The organism is Microcoleus sp. AT3-A2, from assembly GCF_036705685.1.
Classification (GTDB): Bacteria; Cyanobacteriota; Cyanobacteriia; order Cyanobacteriales; family Microcoleaceae; genus Microcoleus.
Genome location: NZ_JAUBVF010000040.1, coordinates 39,671 through 56,570 on the forward strand (window position 1 = coordinate 39,671; position 16,900 = coordinate 56,570).

Consider the following 16,900-nt stretch of genomic DNA (forward strand, 5'->3'; position numbering starts at 1 on the left):
CTTTCAAACTATAATTTGTGTCAGCAGTATAATTGGATCTTCCTTCTTCCTGACCTCCGTTACATCCGTTTCAGAATCCGTTGCCGAACCCTTCCTTATCACCGATAAAATTCATGTCAATAGCAAATCCGACACCGCGAGTAAGTGTAATTATTCCAGCATATAATGGATCTCGCTACATAGCGCAAGCGGTAGAAAGCGTCATCAGCCAAACCTATAAAAACTGGGAAATTATCGTCATAGACGACGGCTCAACCGACGACACCCGCCAAGCATTGCAGCCTTATTTTGACAAAATTCGCTATGTTTATCAGGAAAACCAAGGAGTAGCTGCTGCTCGCAACCGAGGAATTCAGGAATCCCGAGGTGAATTAATTGCTTTTTTAGATCAAGATGACTTTTTCTTGTCCGATAAGTTAGCTGGACAAGTTGCGTTATTTGACGCTCAGCCATCACTAGGAATTGTTAATAGTGGCTGGCGAATGGTTAAAGAGCAAGGCGAAAGTATTTTCGATGTCACACCCTGGGAATACTTGCCTCAGCTAGACTTAAAAACCTGGATTGTTTATATGCCCCTACTTCCCAGCGCCATGATGTTTTCGCGGCAGTGGCTAGAACGAGTCGGTGGCTTTGATTCTCAGTATGATTCAGTAGACGATGCCGACTTAATTGTGCGTTTATCACTATCTGGGTGCGAAGCTGTTTGGTTGCCTCAAGTGACAGTATGCTACCGCCAGCACGGGCAAAATGTGTCCATCCAGAGAGCGATAAAACAGGCAAACCTTTGTATTAAATTAAAGCAAAATTTCTTCAGTAGAGCCGACTTACCAGAGGACATCCGCCAATTAGAAAAGCAGGCGTTGTATGAAGCTCTGACATGGATGGCGTGGCAACTTTACTACAGCGGCTATCCGGCAGAAATGACTGACTATTTGCAAAAATCTTTAGATTATACCCCGTCCTCGCTGACACTAACTATAATAGATTGGGTAAAGCGCCTTACCGGAATTTCTAACACCTACGGCTGCCCAATTGATGGCATTGCTCTCAGAAAAATACCAGCATGGAAACAGTTAATGGCTAGTATCATCACTCCCAAAAAAGTGCGCGTCAGTGTCATCATCCCGGCTTACAACTGCGATCGCTACATTGTCAAATCCGTAGAGAGTGTTCTGGGCCAGACTTATCAAAACTGGGAAATTATCGTCGTAGACGACGGCTCAACCGACAACACTCGCCAAGTTTTGTCACCTTACCTCGATTTAATTAAGTACGTTTATCAAGATAACCAAGGAGCAGCAATTGCTCGAAATCATGCTTGTAAGTTAGCAAAAGGGGAATTTTTAGCTTTTCTAGATGCTGACGACTTCTTCTTACCAGAAAAACTAGAAAAACAAGTAGCTTGCTTTGACGCTGACCCCACATTAGATATGGTGCAAACAGGTTGGGTTATTGTTGACAAAAACGACGAAGGCATCTATGGAGTAAAGCCTTGGGAAGAAGCACCCAAATTAGATTTAGAAAGTTTTGTTTTGTACAAATCCGTGCGTCCCAGCGCCATGATGCTGCGGCGAGAATGGTGGGAACGGTTGGGCGGTTTCGATCATCGCTTGCCGCCAACCGAAGATTTAGATTTTGTGCTACGTTTAGCTTTAAAAGGCTGCAAGTCAGTTTGGTTAAAAGAGATATTAACCTGCTATCGTCAGCACGACAGCAATATCATGTCTAACGGCTCCAAATTAATGAAAAATACGGAAATTTTGATGGAGCAATTTTTCGCGCGACCAGATTTACCTCAGCACATCCGCGACTTGAAACGCGCGGAACGTTACAAGTGTTGCGTATGGATAGCATGGCGGATGTACCGCGACGGATATTTGCCAGAAATGGTCGAAAGTCTGGAAAAATCTCTGCATTACACTCCTTTTACAGGTACTGAAACTGTTTTTAATTGGTTGGAAACTTTTAAGGGGGTTTCGGAACAGTACGGCTACAACTTTGATGCCTATGCCTTAACCAATTTACAGGAATGGCAAGACATAGTGGCGATCGCAGCGAACAATCCTTATCAGTTTCAATCGGCTCCCCGTTCGACTTCTCGGCAGCTAAGACAGCACGTACTCCTGTACACAGAAGACTCAGGAGTCGGCGGATTGGCTCAGTTTAACCACTCGCTGATGTGTAAATTAGCTGCCGATGGCTACCGAGTAACCAGCGTTCAAAGTCAAGCTTCTAACCCTTTAATTACCGAACAAAAACAGCTAGGTATCGAACATATTTGGCTAGAGTTCGACACGATGAAAGAGTTTTTGCGAATAGCTTACAATTTGGATGATGCTAAAAAAATTTACGCCCAGGCTCAACCGGATTTAATTATATTTAGTGACGGCTGGCCGATGGCTAACTTTGCAGCGAAACAAGTTGCGATCGAGCAAAGTATACCGTACATAATCAGTCTGGGTTATATCAATCGCAATTATGCAACCTTCGATCGCGGCGATCAAATTCCCTATTTCGATGCAGTTGCCTACCAGTACATGGTAGCCAAAGCAGCAGTAGCAGTTTCCCACGAGAATTTAAACTTGTTCCAAAGTTTATTTAAAGCGCGTCTAGAACGGGGGAAAGTAATCTATTATGGCAGACCAAATAGTTATTTTGAGCCGCCGAATCTTTCCACTCGCCAACGCCTGCGTCAAGAACAAGGAATCCCCGAAAATGCTATCGTTTGTTTTACGGCGGCGAGATTGACTCCAATTAAAGGATATCAGTATCAATTGCAGGCGATCGCCCAATTGAAAAATCGTCTAGTTTGGCCCCAAATTTACTTTGTTTGGGCCGGGCCTGGGTCTACTACTCACGACAATCTGGAACCTGAACTAAGAGCAACTGTGAGCAAATTGGGAGTAGAAGAACAGGTTAAATTCTTAGGACAGCGCTGGGATATTGCCGATTGGCTAGACGCCAGCGACATCTTTATTTTATCTTCCCAAGCAGAAGGAATGCCGCTAGCAATTATGGAAGCAATGGCGAAAGGATTGCCGATAATTGCCACAGCAGTCAGCGGGATTCCTGAAGAATTGGGAGATACGGGAAAGTTGCTCCCCGATCCTACAATCGACCCAGAAGGAACAGTAAAAGAGTTGCTAGAAACCGTGGAAATATGGGCAGAAAATCCCGAATCGCGTAGACTTGCAGGACAAGCGTGCAAAGCGCGAGCTCAAGAACTCTTCAAAGAAGAACGGATGCTTCGGGAATATGGAGAAATAATTGAACAGGCATTTGTAAGTGAGGATGAGAGCGACAGTTTCTCTATTAGTCCGAAACTAAAAAAGCAGGTACAAGAAGTGGATAGCCTGGTGAAATACTATTATTTAGTGTGGAAAGCTTGGGAGGCTTACGATCGGGGACATATGTCCGAGATGGCGAGTAATTTGCAATCAGCTTGGGCTTGCACGCCTTATTTTACCACAGAAACTATCTTTGATTGGGTGAAAAACTTTGGTATTTTTGCTGTCGAAAAAGGAGTTAATTTCGATACCAACGAGCTGATCAACTCCCGATCGTGGCAACAAGTGATAGAATCCATACAGGGTTTTGAAGTGTTTTCATCGGTTCGTTAAAACTGAGTTCTTGCAGCATTCTTAGGAACGGGATCTCCGGCCCATTCCACAAAACATCAACCAAACAAAAGATATGCAATTTACATTCAAATTCCCACGTATTAATAAACTGATGACAATTTGTTTAGCTATTGTCACTGTTCTGTTAATAGCCTATTGGGGACAGCCAAGAGCGATCGCCCAACTGCGATCGAACGTTACAGTAGATTTTGGACAGCCAGCCACCGGTACAATTTCCATGAGCGGCATCCTGCACGGAATCGACACCACAAAACCGCCGGATATTTCTATCAAACCCTTGCAGCCCAAACTTTGGCGGGCGGGGAGACTCGATATTTACGATCGCATAATCGCCAGCGGAGCCGAGTTTCAGTTAGTAGTTAGCGACTTGTGGGGCTACGGTACTAATCCCAATGGCTGGCCCTATCAAAACTACCCTGCGTGGGAAGCATTCATCCGACAGTTAGCGCAGCAAAATAAAGGCAAGAAAATTATTTGGGATGTATGGAATGAACCCGATTTAAAAAATCCGTTTTGGAATGGAAGCAGAGAACAATTCTTTGAAACCTACAAAAGAGCTTACAAAATTTTGCGAGAAGAATTGGGGCCGTCAGCAATGATTGGCGGACCGAGCATTACCAACTACAACAAAGGATATCTCGCCGCTTTTTTGGATTACTGCAAAGCGAACAAACTCGAAGTAAATTTCCTCTCATGGCACGAACTCAACGATACCATGATCTTATTTGTTGACGACCATGTAATTGATGCTAAACGCAATTTTCAGCAAAGTCCCTCTTACAAGGAACTGAAATTGCAAAAAATTTACGTCAACGAAATTGTCGGGAACTTAGCGCAGTACCAGCCGGGAGAAATCTTAGGTTATTTGTATAACTTAGAGTATGCAAAAGCTGACGGTGCTTGCAGAGCTTGTTGGGATGCTAAAGGGCCAAATAAAGTTAGCAATTGCTTCAACAATACGCTGAGTGGGATGGTCACGCCTAATACTTTTGAACCAAGAGCAGCTTGGTGGGCTTACAAAGCTTATGCTGACGGAGTTAATTCGCGGGTGCGGAGTTGGTCAAATAACAATCGCCTTGTCGCTTTAGCCAGCAAGTCAAATCCTGAAGGTAAAGCACAGATACTTTTAGGTTATTTCGACCCCAATTTTTCCTCAGCAACAACGGTAACATTAACCCTCGGCAATTTGGAGCAGCTAGGTATTCAAAGAGGTCAGAAAATCACTCTAAAATTAGAAAAAATTCCCAACAATCAAGAAGGAGCCGTGCCACAGCTTGTCACAGTTAAAGAAGAAAGTTTTTCGGTGGGTAGCGGCAGCTTGGCTTATGTTATCCCTAATTTCAACGTCCACGAAGGCTACTTATTGACTGTTAGCAAGTGAGCTAGCTACCCTATTAAATTGTGAACAAATTGTAGGGACACGGCAGTGCCGTGTCCTTACAAATATATAGCCGTTTTCTTACAAATATATAAACTTTAGCTGAGATTTTTTAAAGATTTTTGCACAGATTCCAACCATTCTCTGACTGTTTGATTTTCGGATTGTGGGTCGTAGTAACACCCTAATTCATCAATGATGAATGCTTCTAAATCGGCTGGGGCGATCGGCATTTCGAGCAGTTTGCTGAGCTCTTGCGATGCAGCTTCAACACTTGCTGCAGGTTCGCTGCTGCGGTAGTTGTTCACTACATCGCTGGGAGTGTCAGCTTCTAACGGCCAGTCTTGGTGAAAGTAGGAACTGAAAAATTGGGTTAAATGAGGAAATTGATTGATCATTGGGGATAGGCTGTGAGAATAAAGTATCCGGGAGGTAATTTGGCGCTGCGCTGAAGGATGATTCTCAGGCGAGATGTTGAAGTTGCTTTGGATGCGCGGCGACGCAGAGTAATGCCAATTATTCTGTTGGCATTGTAGTCGATCGTATAACGATTGCCTCGACTTTTCACCCAGGAGTCGATCGCACTTTGATTTCTGTTCATTGCTTCTGCAATAGCCACTTCGGCGACGGAACGGTCAGTAAAAGAAGATGCGGCAGAAATTCTCGTTTCGCTTGCGAGTCGCTGTGCTAGTTGTGCTTCTGTTTTACCAACGTGTCTCTCTAAAGTGTGTCCTCCTGCGGCTTCGTGAAAGTCTAATCCGCCGCCCGGTATTTTGGGTACAAAAGCTACGGTGGTTTGTGGTATCGTTGAGATTTTCGGTGCAACAACCGTGGCGTAAACACCAGGTATTGCCGATTGGAATAATATAATTATTGAGGCGATCGCGCATAGGATACCTAAAAACTTTTTTATGCTATCGAGTTGATTTTTCATTGCTGTTGAATGTCTTTATTATATTTAATAGGGGTGTTGGCTTTTTTTGTCTATTTCCTAATCTACCATTCGTAAGTTAGAAATTACGCGCAGCATTTAAATAGATGGTGTGCAGTGCGCCCCCTACTGTTAGTTAGAAATTGCGCGCAATATTTAAATACATGGTTCTGGGCGCCCAGCCTACGATTATTCATAAATAGACGTAAATATAGGGTGCTGGGCCCCCAGCCTACGATTATTGAGAATAGTTCGTGATTTCTGTGGTTTACAAAGCTTCACTCACTATGAGAAAAAGTTAATAATTCTTTGACTAAATCACTGATGATTGATGATAAATTAATTGATCATCTTTAAAAAATTGAACAAATGCAAGTAGTTATCCTAGCAGGTGGTCTCGGTACCCGTCTCAGAGAAGAAACAGAATTTCGTCCCAAACCCTTAGTTGAGGTGGGGGGGCATCCGATTATTTGGCACATCATGAAAATCTATGCACACTACGGTTTCCAAAAATTTATTGTGTGCTTGGGCTATCGCGGCAACATGATTAAAGAATATTTCCTCAATTATGAAGCCATGAACAATGACTTTACTATCTGTCTGGGACGCCAAAATACCATCACTTATCATGAGGAACATCTCGAACAAGATTTTAATGTTACCCTGGCTGAAACTGGCGCGGCAAGCATGACGGGAGGGCGGGTAAAACGGATAGAAAAATATATCGATCACGATAATTTCATGGTGACATACGGCGATGGAGTTGCTGATGTCGATATTGACGCCTTGATGGATTTTCACAAGTCTCACGGTAAGCTGGCAACTGTCACTACATTTCGCCCGATTTCTCGCTTTGGGATTTTGGATGTAGACAGCGATAGCCGCGTAGTACAATTTTCGGAGAAACCTCAAATAGATGGCTGGATCAGTGTTGGATATATGATATTTAACCGCCGGGTATTTGAGTATTTGGGGGGAGATGATTGTATTTTAGAACAAGAGCCGATGCAGCGTTTGGCGGCAGACGGACAGTTGATGGCTTACCGTCATGAGGGCTTCTTCTTTGCGATGGATACTTTTCGAGAATACAAGTATTTAAACGAGCTTTGGGATGAAGGGAAGGCTCCTTGGAAAGTTTGGGAATGAGTTAGTTTAGGGGCGGATTTTTCTGCCCCCCATAGAACTTTGAATAAAAATAACTATAAAATTATCTCAGAAACCCGGTGTTTTCGTAGATGTCTCGTGATTCGCCACAAAAATCGTAATAACTGGGTTTCTCGCTACCTATGCGTGGGTAATGAAACTTTCCAAAGTAATGGTAAAAACAACTAGAAAATTATCATAAAAAATGGAATTTCAAGATATTCTTTACTACACAGAAACTTACCTGCAAAAGTGCGTTTCACCCTACGCGGAAATTATCGACAGCGACTCGGAAGCGCTGAAAACAGCAGTTGCGGGATTGGAAGATCGATCGCTCTTAGCGTTGCGAGTTCCCAAAAAATGGGGCGGTGTCGAAGTTGCACCGGAGATTTTTTACAAATATCAGGAATTGACGGCTCGATATTCCGGCGCTTTGTCTTTCCTGCAAACTCAGCACCACAGCGCAACTGCGATGATTGCCAACAGCGACAATGAAATGTTAAAAAGCAGATACTTGCCCGCGATCGCCCAAAAAGAGTTACGCTTGGGTATTGGGTTTTCGCATTTGAGGCGATCGGGCAATCCGGCCGTCACCGCAACTCCCACAAAAGCGGGTTATTTATTGTCAGGAAAAGTTCCTTGGGTAACAGGTTTTGGCTTGTTTCAAAAGTTTATTGTAGCGGCGGTACTTCCTGACGAACGCGCTGTTTTCGGTTTAGTGCCTTTTGCCAATATTGAACGCGAATCTGGTAAAATAGCTTGTAGCGAAATCATGCAGTTAATCGCCATGAACTCGACTAATACTGTGACAGTAACTCTCGATAATTGGTTGCTGCATGAATCGAAAATAATTTCAGTTAAACCTGTCGGCTGGATTTCGGAAAACGACACCAAAAATATACTGAATTTTGTTCCGGGTAATTTTGGTTGTATTCGAGCGGGATTGGATGTAATTGCAGCAGCGGCGGCTGCTAAGAATTCACCTTTTATAACGGCGGCTTGTCAAAAACTGGAGCAAAAGCTCGATCGGCTAAAACAGAATTTCCCACAATCTCAACATAGCTCGAAAGCAGAACAATTAGCGCTGCGAGCTCAAGCCATTGATTTAGCGGTGCGTTGCGGGCACGCTGCGGTTGCAGTTTCTAGCGGTGCTGCTAACGGTACGCTACACCCGGCCGGGAGAGTTTATCGAGAAGCTTTGGTGTATACTGTTTCCGGGCAAACCAAGGATGTGATGGAAGCAACGCTCGATCGACTAATCGAATTTTAGATTTTAGATTTTAGATTTTAGATTTACATCGCAGAAGGTCAAAAACTCAACTGTGTTTAATAAATAATAGATATATTTAACCTGATGACAAACAACTTTAAGTCCAATAACTTAAAAACGATCGCCTATAGCACAATTGTAGACTTAACCCATGCAATTCACCCGAATATTCCCATTTGGCCAGGAGATCCAGCGACAGAAATTACCACAGTCGCTCAAATAGAAAAAAACGGCTATTTCCTGCGGAAATTCTCAATGGGAGAACACAGTGGCACTCACATCAACGCACCCAACAGCTTTTATGTAGGAGGCGCCAGCATTGATAATTATTCCCCGCAGTCGCTCGTTGTGCCGGCAATTGCGATCGACATCCGAGAGCAAAGTCTTGCCAATCCCGACTACACTTTAACAATTGATGATATATTGACTTGGGAACGGCAGCACAAACTTATAGAACCGGGAAATCTAGTTTTATTGTATACTGGGTGGCAAGAAAAATGGGATGACGAGAAAGCATTTTTCAACGAAGATGATCGCGGGATTTGCCACTTTCCCGGATTTGGCAAAGCAGCAACTCAATTTTTGCTAGAAGAACGCTCTATCGCGGGAATTGGAACCGACACCCACGGAGTCGATACCGGGCAAGATGAAAGTTTTGCGGTTAACAGATTGGTATTGGAAAAGCAGCGAATAGTGCTGGAAAATCTGGCAAATCTCGACTTGTTACCTACGGCTGAAATCACTTTAGTTATCGGAATATTACGCCTTTTGGGAGGTTCCGGTTCGCCCGTGTCGGTGTTAGCTTTTGTTGCTTGAGACGGTAAAACTTACATCTTGTACCATGCTCAAGAATAGGTAATTGAGAATGGTGCAATATCTCAGGTAAAATTACATTGAGAGAAGTCGAGTAAAAATAATTAGATTAATGACAGAACTGCCCAAGGATCTCAACGAGGCGATCGGCCAATCCCGCATTGCCACCGCCGCTGCCCTCTCGGACGGCAAAAATCTACTGCAAGTCGAATTAGTATTTCCAGAAATCGCCCTGCAAGCACAGTCTATCACCCTACAATTCCTCCCAGAATTTGAGGAAATCTACCCCGGAGTAAAAGTCTTTTTTCCCGACACCGGTGCGGCTGCCCTCGCGCGCCGCGACTGGGGAGAAACACCGTTTAAAGTCACTGATTTGGGTAGCAGTCGCACCCCTGTTGAAGATAAAATATCACCGGAAGATCAACTTTTCCTTTTGATCAATCCAGCAGCCGTAGAAGTGGCCCAAGTCGAAAAAATTTATATAGCTGCGGCCGGTCGCCCAGTAATTCTACTCAACCCGCGCCTCGAAGACGTTGCCACTATAGGTATAGGCTATGCGGGTCGCCAATTGCGCGATCGATTCCTCAGCAAAATTGAATCCTGCTACTATATCAGACCCTTAGACACTGCTGCTTTATTCCGCTGCTACCCCCAATCCTGGCAAGTGTGGCTGGAAACAAACGACGAATACGAACTAATTTCTGAAACCGCCCACAAACCAGTCGGAGACGATTTAGAGCGGATTTTAGCCGCTTCTCTCCCAAGCGCCGATCCTGACTCCACCACACCTGCAAAAGCTCTAAAAAAGAAAGGTTTTTTGGCAGAACTCCAGACATTCCTCAAAGCTTTGACTCAGTAACAATCGTTAAGGCTCGATCGTATTTTAGGGTGTGTCAAGGATTATTTTCGACTTAATCCGTCGGCTAATCGCTGATGCACCCTAAAGCGTGAAATAACTCAAAGCTTTGCCTCAGTAACAGCAGTGGCAGAACCACAATTAACAGCTTGCCTGTGTTTCTATCAGTAGCTACGCAAACAGGTACTGGCGAGCTTTACAGAATCTTTATACAAAGCACTATAATGGGTGACACCCCTCCACGGTAAAAGAGGGGAGGCAAATAGCAGCAAAATCAGATGCTATAAGCTAGATATGGGGCTTTTGAGTCAGGGAAGCGGATAAACACAATGGAGCATCGGCGCATTGTTATCGGGGACGTACACGGGCATTACGACGGCTTAATGACCCTGCTAGAGGCACTTGCCCCCAGCTCGAACGATCGCGTCTATTTTTTAGGAGACTTAATCGATCGTGGCCCCAAAAGCGCTCAGGTCTTAGATTTTGTGCAGCAAAGCCCCTACCAAACTCTGTTGGGCAACCACGAACAACTGATGCTGGAGGCTTTGTCGGGGACGCCGATGGATATGCGAGCGTGGCAATCTTGGCTCTACAGTGGCGGCGATGCGACAGTAGCGAGCTACAGAGATACAGGGATGATGCCGTACAAACACTTAGAGTGGCTGCGATCGCTCCCCACGCACCTGGACTTAGGGGACATCTGGCTGGTTCACGCCGGCGTTGACCCCCATCTGTCGATCGATGAACAGTCGATCGAACAACTGTGTTGGATTCGCAGGGAATTTCACACCATGTCGAAACCCTATTTTCCCAATAAATTAATTATCACCGGTCACACGATCACCTTTACCTTTCATGGGGTCAGACCGGGCGAATTAGTCAGGGGCGAAGGGTGGTTGGATATTGACACGGGTGCTTATCATCCCAAAAGCGGCTGGCTGACAGGATTTGACCTCAGCTACCGCAGAGTTTATCAAGTAAATGTATTTAACAATCAAGTCCGAATTTTGCCCTTTGACGAAGTTGTCCGGCAATTGAAGCCGCAGCCGATTCCACCCCCCCAAGCTGCGATCGATTCTGTTGTTCAACAGCAGTGTTAAATCAATTTGTAGTTTTAGGGTATGTCCGCTTAAGTCCGATCTCTTAAATCGAAATTAACCTGCTTCTGACGTACCCTAGTAATATCATGTCCGGTGGAGGAACCGCGATTTTTGTAGGGCGGGTTCACCAACAATACGTGCCAATAATTGACAATCTCAAAAACCCGCCCCGACCGGGCTATTATGGTTAATCCATGGGACATGATATAACTGGATTTATTTTTTAACGAACCGCGAAGACGCGAGGAGCGCGAAGTAATAAAAGAGAAGAAAATAGAAGAGAAAACAATAGAGTCCCCTGACAGATTGAGAATTTCTACGAGCCCAAAAGCCTGCGGATTTCTAGCCTGTAATCCTCATTATTCAAACCTTCACCGCTAGCAAGATCCGGATCTATAGCCTGTGAAATAGCAGCAATACGATCGGCAGTAGCCGGGTGAGTGCTCAAAATGCTAGGAGGAGAAGGCTTGTTGAGCAACTTTTTCATAAAATCTACCATCCCAGATTGAGCGTAGCCCGCTCGCCCCATAGTTTGCAATCCCAACTGATCTGCTTCATACTCAGCTTGGCGACTGTGGGGGCGCCGCAAAGCCAATTCCACTCCAATCTGAACCGCCTGAGATCGATCGAGCCCTGTCGCCGAAGCTACACCTGAAGCGATGGCCATTTGACGCATTTGTTTAATCGCGTGGCGAGCATTAATGTGAGCTATTTCGTGGGCGATCACACTTGCCAATTCTGCCTCATTGTCCGCCGCCGCCATCAAACCTTTATTCACATAAACAAAACCGCCCATAGTTGCAAAAGCATTAATATTGTCGTCGTCAATCACTTGAAAAGTATAAGGAATATCGGGGCGAGTGCTTTCTTGAGCGAGCCGCTGACCGATGCGGTTGATATATTCTGTAGTGTCCCGATCACGGTCAATCTTAAACTCGCTGTTCGTTAACTGCTGATTAATTTGTTGGCCAATAGTCACCTCTTGGCGATCGGACATATTCGACAATTGAATAACTTGGATGCCCCGAAAAATCAGTTCAGGCAAAGAAAATGCTTGAGTCGGTTCCGGGGAAACCAGCCCGATACCTGCAGCCACAATCAGGGATAGAAACAGATAAATCCCCCGGCCACAAGTACGCCGGCAAGTCAACCAAAAACTTTTTAACATGATTGATACGTGGGAGAAGTTAGATAAAATTTGAGGAAATACTCGAAAAGTCACTAAATAGGCAGACGTAATTTGAGGCTGCTTAGTTGCTATTCTAGCTTTTTGTCAATTTTTAACGGCGCCACCAGCTTATGGGCGATCGGCCTGTCGGCCAACCAACCGCCGTCAACTGCCTTCTGGGTTAAGTGCCCCAGTCATGCGGATTTTGGGCGATCGTTGTGGTAATATCTTTTAGCTTCATGACTTACGAATCAATAAAGTATGTCATTGCCAGCGGTAGCTCAGCAATAGCAGCATCTGTTTTTCATTGATGTCTGCGTAAGTCCTGAGCTTGTAAACATACTCCTGTCGCTATCAGTATAATAGGCGATTATGAAAATTTTAGATTCTCAAGGCCGACTGTTCGGCAAACTCAGCATTCTAGACGTAGCTGCCGCTCTGATCGTACTGCTAGTTGCAGTCGGAATCTTCTTCTTTCCCGGCACTTCTGGCGGTTCCGTAGCCCAAGTCGGCACCAGTATCAAACCTGTAGAGATTGATGCAATTGCGATCGGTCTCAAAGGAACAAACGTTCAAGATTTGTTCAAACCAGGTGATAAAATCAATGTGGTGATCCGCAATCAACCCTCCGGTCAGATTACCATCAAATCTGTCAAAACTCTCACCAGAACCCTAGCAGTTCCTCAGCCCAACGGCACTCTGAAAGCTCTCCCCGATCCCCGAGAAGAAGAAGCGTTCAGCAAAAATATGATGTTTACCTTAGAGGGAAAAGGTCAACTTACTGAAAATGGCCCGGTTTTAGGTAATACGAAAGTCAAAATTGGCACTACGCTAGAGCTTGAAGGCAACAAGTACATTTTCAACGCCAGCGTTATCGACGTGCGAGTGAAAGAATAATTAGTAGTCATTAGTCAGTAGTCAGTAGTCATTAGTCATTGCTAATGGGGAAGGGGGAAGAGGGAATTCATATTCCTTCTTCCTTCTTCCTTACATCCGTTAAATCCGTTAAATCCGTTACATCCGTTACATTCGTTACAGAACCCGTTGCCGAACTTCTTCACCCTTCCGAAAGCAATTTTAAGTATTGCCTAATTAAGCCAATCGTGACAGCGGGAATTTCTAACTGCGGAGTCAAACCTACGTTTTCCAGAGGTTGAAAAACTTTGATTGCTTCGGGGTTGAGATTTGCCAACCGCTGGCCGATATCGGGCCCGGTAAACTGCGATTTTTCTCCCCAAATAATCGCTGTCGGCGTTGTTAGCTGAGTGATGTACAGCGACAAATCAAAGCACAAATCTCCCCGCACAAAAGACAGGGCGGCATATTCTGCATTTGGTTCCAAAGCAGATTCGAGGTAAGCATCAACAATTTCTTGGTAAACGCGACGCGAATCGGCAAATTGGCGTTGTTCTAGGAAGCTACGGATGCCGCCGTCTGTGGCGATTCCGGTACTGTAGAGCAAGCGATCTAAAATCGGCGTGTTGACTAGCTTAGCGAAGAAACTGCTGCCATAATCTTGTCCGAAATCTGACAAACCGCTGGGTATGGTCAAAATCAGGGATTTGAAGAGATCCGGCCGTGCGATCGCAGCTCGAATCGCGATCGCCCCTGTTAGCGAAGAAGCAATCACCTCTGTCGGACTGCCGCAAGTTTTTTCGATAAATTCGATCAAAGTTGTGATATAATCTTCCACCTGATAATTTCTTGCCGGATGTTCCGATCGCCCCCAACCGATTAAATCCGGTGCTAAAATTCGATATTCTGCAGCAAAAGCCGGATAAACTTTCGACCATTCGTAGGCACTCGACCCGCCTCCAAAACCGTGAAAAAATACTAAGTTCGGCTTATTTTCCGAAGTTGAGGTCGGCAACCCCATCCAAGGCATTTTTTCAGCAGTGTAGTAAACCATTCTGCCGAGAGAAGTAACTATTGATCGCTGACCGAAGCCGAGGGGTACAAGCATAAACTAACCTTAATCGCTGTTATATTTTAGATTCTTTTCCGTCGCCCCGTCTTTGTTTAAAAAACTTGCAAAGCTGGTGGCGTTTTTGTAAAGATTGAGTAATGATTTAAATCTATTTTAGTACAGGTGAAGCGTGAAACTACAGACAGCAAGTAAGTTTTGCGATTTGGGCAATTCGGCTGTGTAGTTATCCTTACCCTTGCAAACTAGCGCCGATCGGAGATAATAGCAAAATGATGGGTAAGACCCCTCAACAAAATAGAGTCTGTTCGCCAACCCCGAAAGCAGGCGCTCGGAAAGGAGGACTATTAGAACTCGCTTTCAGGCAGGTGGCAGGTTTGCCGACGCTCGCCAATCACAAATCATTAATCACGATATTTTGCGGAGCAGTGGCTTTTGAGGTCGAAAGTCTTTGTTGGAGGGCGGGCAATGGGGTTTCGATTCCTAATTGCAGGTTTGGCAATCACGGGCCTCACCGTTATCAATTCCAAAACACAAGAAACAACTAATCTCAGGGAGGTCTACTAAAATGCAACTGCTCAGAAAAAGGGATCGCGAGGGTTTTATGGTTGATGCGACAAGTCTTCAATCTGACGGGTTGGCAGAGTTTGACACAGCCTGTCGAAGCATGGATTTAAACGGCAAAAAGTCTTTTGTCGCCACTCCAGAACGCTCAGGCGTGGCTTCAGATGTGCGATCGCGCGCCACGACGGTACCTGCGATCGTCCGCGTAGCTTTAGAAGAGTTGAAATGCTTTGAAGTAGTAGAACACCAGTTTGGACATTGGGGGGTGACTTTTAGCAATGCCGTCGCCATCCAACCTTCAAACCCAGCATTTTTCACGGGTTCTGGGGCAACAGTGTTAATGGGAGCCCCCAAAAGCGGACTGATAGAAGTAACTTTTAAGTATCCAGTTCGCTGGGTGTCAGGACTTGTCACCAGTTCGCGACGAACAGTTTTATCTGCTTGTGACATTGACGGCAACCCAATTGTTCAGGATGAAATGCCGGCGCCCAATCTGGTGGGGTCTAATTCTCCGATCGCCCCTAGGACTCCCCTGCGCGTAAAAGCTCCGAATATTCATCGAATTAGTTTTTACGCTTTTGATGGTCAGCTAATAGTCGATGACTTGATGTTTGGATTTTAAAGCAAAGCCATAAGTAGCATCCCAAGTCTGCAAACCTTCGAGAAGGGCATTGCGGACTAAAGCTTCTGGTTCCCGACTCAGCATCAGGCGAAAGCACTCGGCAGCGCGGGAACGGGCGATCCTCTGCGAGGGCTTCGCTAACGAACTTTTGACGGAACTCACAGGACCAAACCCACCCTTATTCACCAAATCGGTCATTTGCCGCACAGCAATCAAACGCTTCACGGGGTCAGCATCAGTCAAATCCGCCAAGATGCGATCGAGCGCCACTTCATCTTTTGCCGCCCCCAGACTCAACCCTTGCCGCAGCAACAGCCCTGCAATTGCGATCGTCCCCAAATTCTGCAAAATCAGGCTCAAAGCCATCCAGTGGCTGCTTGAGTCCGCCCAAATCGCCAAACTCATGTAAGCGCCCAAGGTAGCAATGCCGCCCGTACCCACCGCTAAAACGAATCGGCGGTTCGGGCCCTCCCAAAATTGCTCGCCTTGGGCTCGCAGCAATTGCCAATCCCACGACTGCCCTCGGTAAACCAGCATCATTGCTGCTATCCCCAGGCCTGTGGAAAACAGTAACTGACTGTTCCACCACCCCCAAACTGCTGCCAGGGTGACAATTCCCAGCCAACCTTTTGAGCGAGTCAAACTCTCTAGCAGCCATTTGAGAAACGCAGTAGAAACCACAGGCGATCGGGCCCGATCGCTGTTGCCATCTACCCTCCGGCGTCTTGTTGCGGCAGTCCGGCCTGTGGCTGTTGGGGTTCCCGGCGGGCGATCGTCCGAACTCAAATCCCTCAAAGCTTGACCATCAGTTATTTCTAAAGACAGGTCGCTCAAGGGAAGATTACCGAGTTCCAAAGTGCGATCGGACACTTTCACAGGCGATCTATTCAGCTTAGTTGTAGTTTTTTCAACTTGATTCATACTGACTTTTTTGAAAAATAACTTAAAGTTATCCAGGCTTGTTTAGCACTGATTTAGATTCTCGGTAAACAAGAGTCTAAGACTCTATGATACCCGAAATTCAAACCCGTGGCGAGTACCGCAACTGCGCTGAATTCCGAGAAATCCTTACCAAAAATAGAGCGATTGAAGATGGTTGAGAAAAGCACCACAGGTTAACAGGGAATATTTCTGAATCACTGTTGAGGCCAAAGGGGGATCAGAGTTGGCAGGATGGCAAAAAATCGAATTTTTTTAACTTCAGAAAATAGGGGAATTTTGAGTGAGTCAATTCGTCCGCCAAGAAATGCACGACGAAAATTTAGCCTTTTGCCCCCAGGTCCGGGCTCTCGCTGCTACCCCGATGTCAGATGAGGGTGGGTTCAGCTTGACCGCTAGCGGGACGAACGGCAGCCTCTGGGCGGACCCAGAATCCAGACAGTATTGGTTGATAATTAATAGCAGAAGCATTCTTAAGCTGTTCGACATCTAAACTGCATTAACTAAGTTACCTTTATTTTTTATTTTTCGGTTCCATTTTATAATTAGTC

14 protein-coding genes are annotated in these 16,900 nt (G+C 45.4%); 9 read left to right on the forward strand and 5 right to left on the reverse strand.

Annotated elements, in window-relative coordinates; translation table 11 throughout:
* Positions 1 to 113: 113 nt before the first annotated feature.
* Positions 114 to 3,620: a glycosyltransferase gene (locus QUB37_RS20145; protein ID WP_333165374.1), complete on the forward strand. Its 3,507-nt coding sequence runs from the start codon at positions 114 to 116 to the stop codon at positions 3,618 to 3,620.
* Positions 3,621 to 3,732: 112 nt separating this feature from the next.
* Complete coding sequence (locus tag QUB37_RS20150) at positions 3,733 to 5,022, forward strand: GH39 family glycosyl hydrolase (RefSeq protein ID WP_333165376.1); 1,290 nt, start codon at positions 3,733 to 3,735, stop codon at positions 5,020 to 5,022.
* Positions 5,023 to 5,117: 95 nt separating this feature from the next.
* Here the strand turns inward: QUB37_RS20150 and QUB37_RS20155 are convergent, their stop codons facing one another.
* Together QUB37_RS20155 and QUB37_RS20160 are read right to left on the reverse strand one after the other, a co-directional pair.
* Entirely contained in the window at positions 5,118 to 5,417 is a 300-nt protein-coding gene (locus tag QUB37_RS20155) for a contact-dependent growth inhibition system immunity protein (protein WP_333165379.1), read from the reverse strand.
* Positions 5,414 to 5,953 carry an RNase A-like domain-containing protein gene (locus QUB37_RS20160; RefSeq protein WP_333165382.1) on the reverse strand — a complete coding sequence of 180 codons (540 nt, stop codon included), beginning with the start codon at positions 5,951 to 5,953 and terminating at the stop codon, positions 5,414 to 5,416. Before QUB37_RS20160 ends, QUB37_RS20155 begins: the two co-directional genes overlap by 4 nt.
* A 366-nt stretch (positions 5,954 to 6,319) precedes the next feature.
* On the opposite strand from QUB37_RS20160, the gene rfbF reads away from it, so the two are divergent.
* The 5 genes from rfbF (at position 6,320) to QUB37_RS20185 (ending at position 11,132) form a co-directional block, all read left to right on the forward strand.
* Positions 6,320 to 7,096 carry a glucose-1-phosphate cytidylyltransferase gene (gene rfbF, locus QUB37_RS20165; protein ID WP_333165384.1) on the forward strand — a complete coding sequence of 259 codons (777 nt, stop codon included), beginning with the start codon at positions 6,320 to 6,322 and terminating at the stop codon, positions 7,094 to 7,096.
* A gap of 202 nt (positions 7,097 to 7,298) precedes the next feature.
* Positions 7,299 to 8,363 carry an acyl-CoA dehydrogenase family protein gene (locus tag QUB37_RS20170; protein WP_333165386.1) on the forward strand — a complete coding sequence of 355 codons (1,065 nt, stop codon included), beginning with the start codon at positions 7,299 to 7,301 and terminating at the stop codon, positions 8,361 to 8,363.
* Positions 8,364 to 8,447: 84 nt separating this feature from the next.
* On the forward strand, positions 8,448 to 9,179 hold the full coding sequence (locus QUB37_RS20175; RefSeq protein WP_333165388.1) for a cyclase family protein: 732 nt from the start codon (positions 8,448 to 8,450) through the stop codon (positions 9,177 to 9,179).
* A gap of 109 nt (positions 9,180 to 9,288) precedes the next feature.
* Positions 9,289 to 10,035, forward strand: a complete 747-nt coding sequence (locus QUB37_RS20180; RefSeq protein ID WP_333165390.1) for a DUF1995 family protein — start codon at positions 9,289 to 9,291, stop codon at positions 10,033 to 10,035.
* A gap of 326 nt (positions 10,036 to 10,361) precedes the next feature.
* Positions 10,362 to 11,132 carry a metallophosphoesterase family protein gene (locus tag QUB37_RS20185; protein ID WP_333165392.1) on the forward strand — a complete coding sequence of 257 codons (771 nt, stop codon included), beginning with the start codon at positions 10,362 to 10,364 and terminating at the stop codon, positions 11,130 to 11,132.
* A gap of 316 nt (positions 11,133 to 11,448) precedes the next feature.
* On the opposite strand, the gene QUB37_RS20190 is transcribed toward QUB37_RS20185, so the two are convergent.
* A complete protein-coding gene (locus tag QUB37_RS20190) occupies positions 11,449 to 12,300 on the reverse strand; it encodes a M48 family metallopeptidase (RefSeq protein ID WP_333165395.1) in 852 nt (283 codons plus the stop codon).
* A 372-nt stretch (positions 12,301 to 12,672) separates the two neighbouring features.
* Here QUB37_RS20190 and QUB37_RS20195 point away from each other — a divergent pair, with 372 nt between their 5' ends.
* Complete coding sequence (locus QUB37_RS20195; protein ID WP_333165398.1) at positions 12,673 to 13,197, forward strand: DUF4330 domain-containing protein; 525 nt, start codon at positions 12,673 to 12,675, stop codon at positions 13,195 to 13,197.
* A 160-nt stretch (positions 13,198 to 13,357) separates the two neighbouring features.
* Here QUB37_RS20195 and QUB37_RS20200 read toward each other — a convergent pair whose 3' ends face one another.
* Positions 13,358 to 14,263, reverse strand: a complete 906-nt coding sequence (locus tag QUB37_RS20200; protein ID WP_333165400.1) for an alpha/beta hydrolase — start codon at positions 14,261 to 14,263, stop codon at positions 13,358 to 13,360.
* A gap of 565 nt (positions 14,264 to 14,828) precedes the next feature.
* Between QUB37_RS20200 and QUB37_RS20205 the strand changes: the two genes are divergently transcribed.
* The gene (locus QUB37_RS20205; protein WP_333165402.1) at positions 14,829 to 15,410 is read left to right on the forward strand and encodes a hypothetical protein; all 582 of its coding nucleotides are present in this window, start codon (positions 14,829 to 14,831) and stop codon (positions 15,408 to 15,410) included.
* Here QUB37_RS20205 and QUB37_RS20210 read toward each other — a convergent pair.
* A complete protein-coding gene (locus tag QUB37_RS20210; RefSeq protein WP_333165405.1) occupies positions 15,378 to 16,331 on the reverse strand; it encodes a hypothetical protein in 954 nt (317 codons plus the stop codon). The two genes, QUB37_RS20205 and QUB37_RS20210, sit on opposite strands and share 33 nt — an antisense overlap.
* Positions 16,332 to 16,900: the final 569 nt, after the last annotated feature.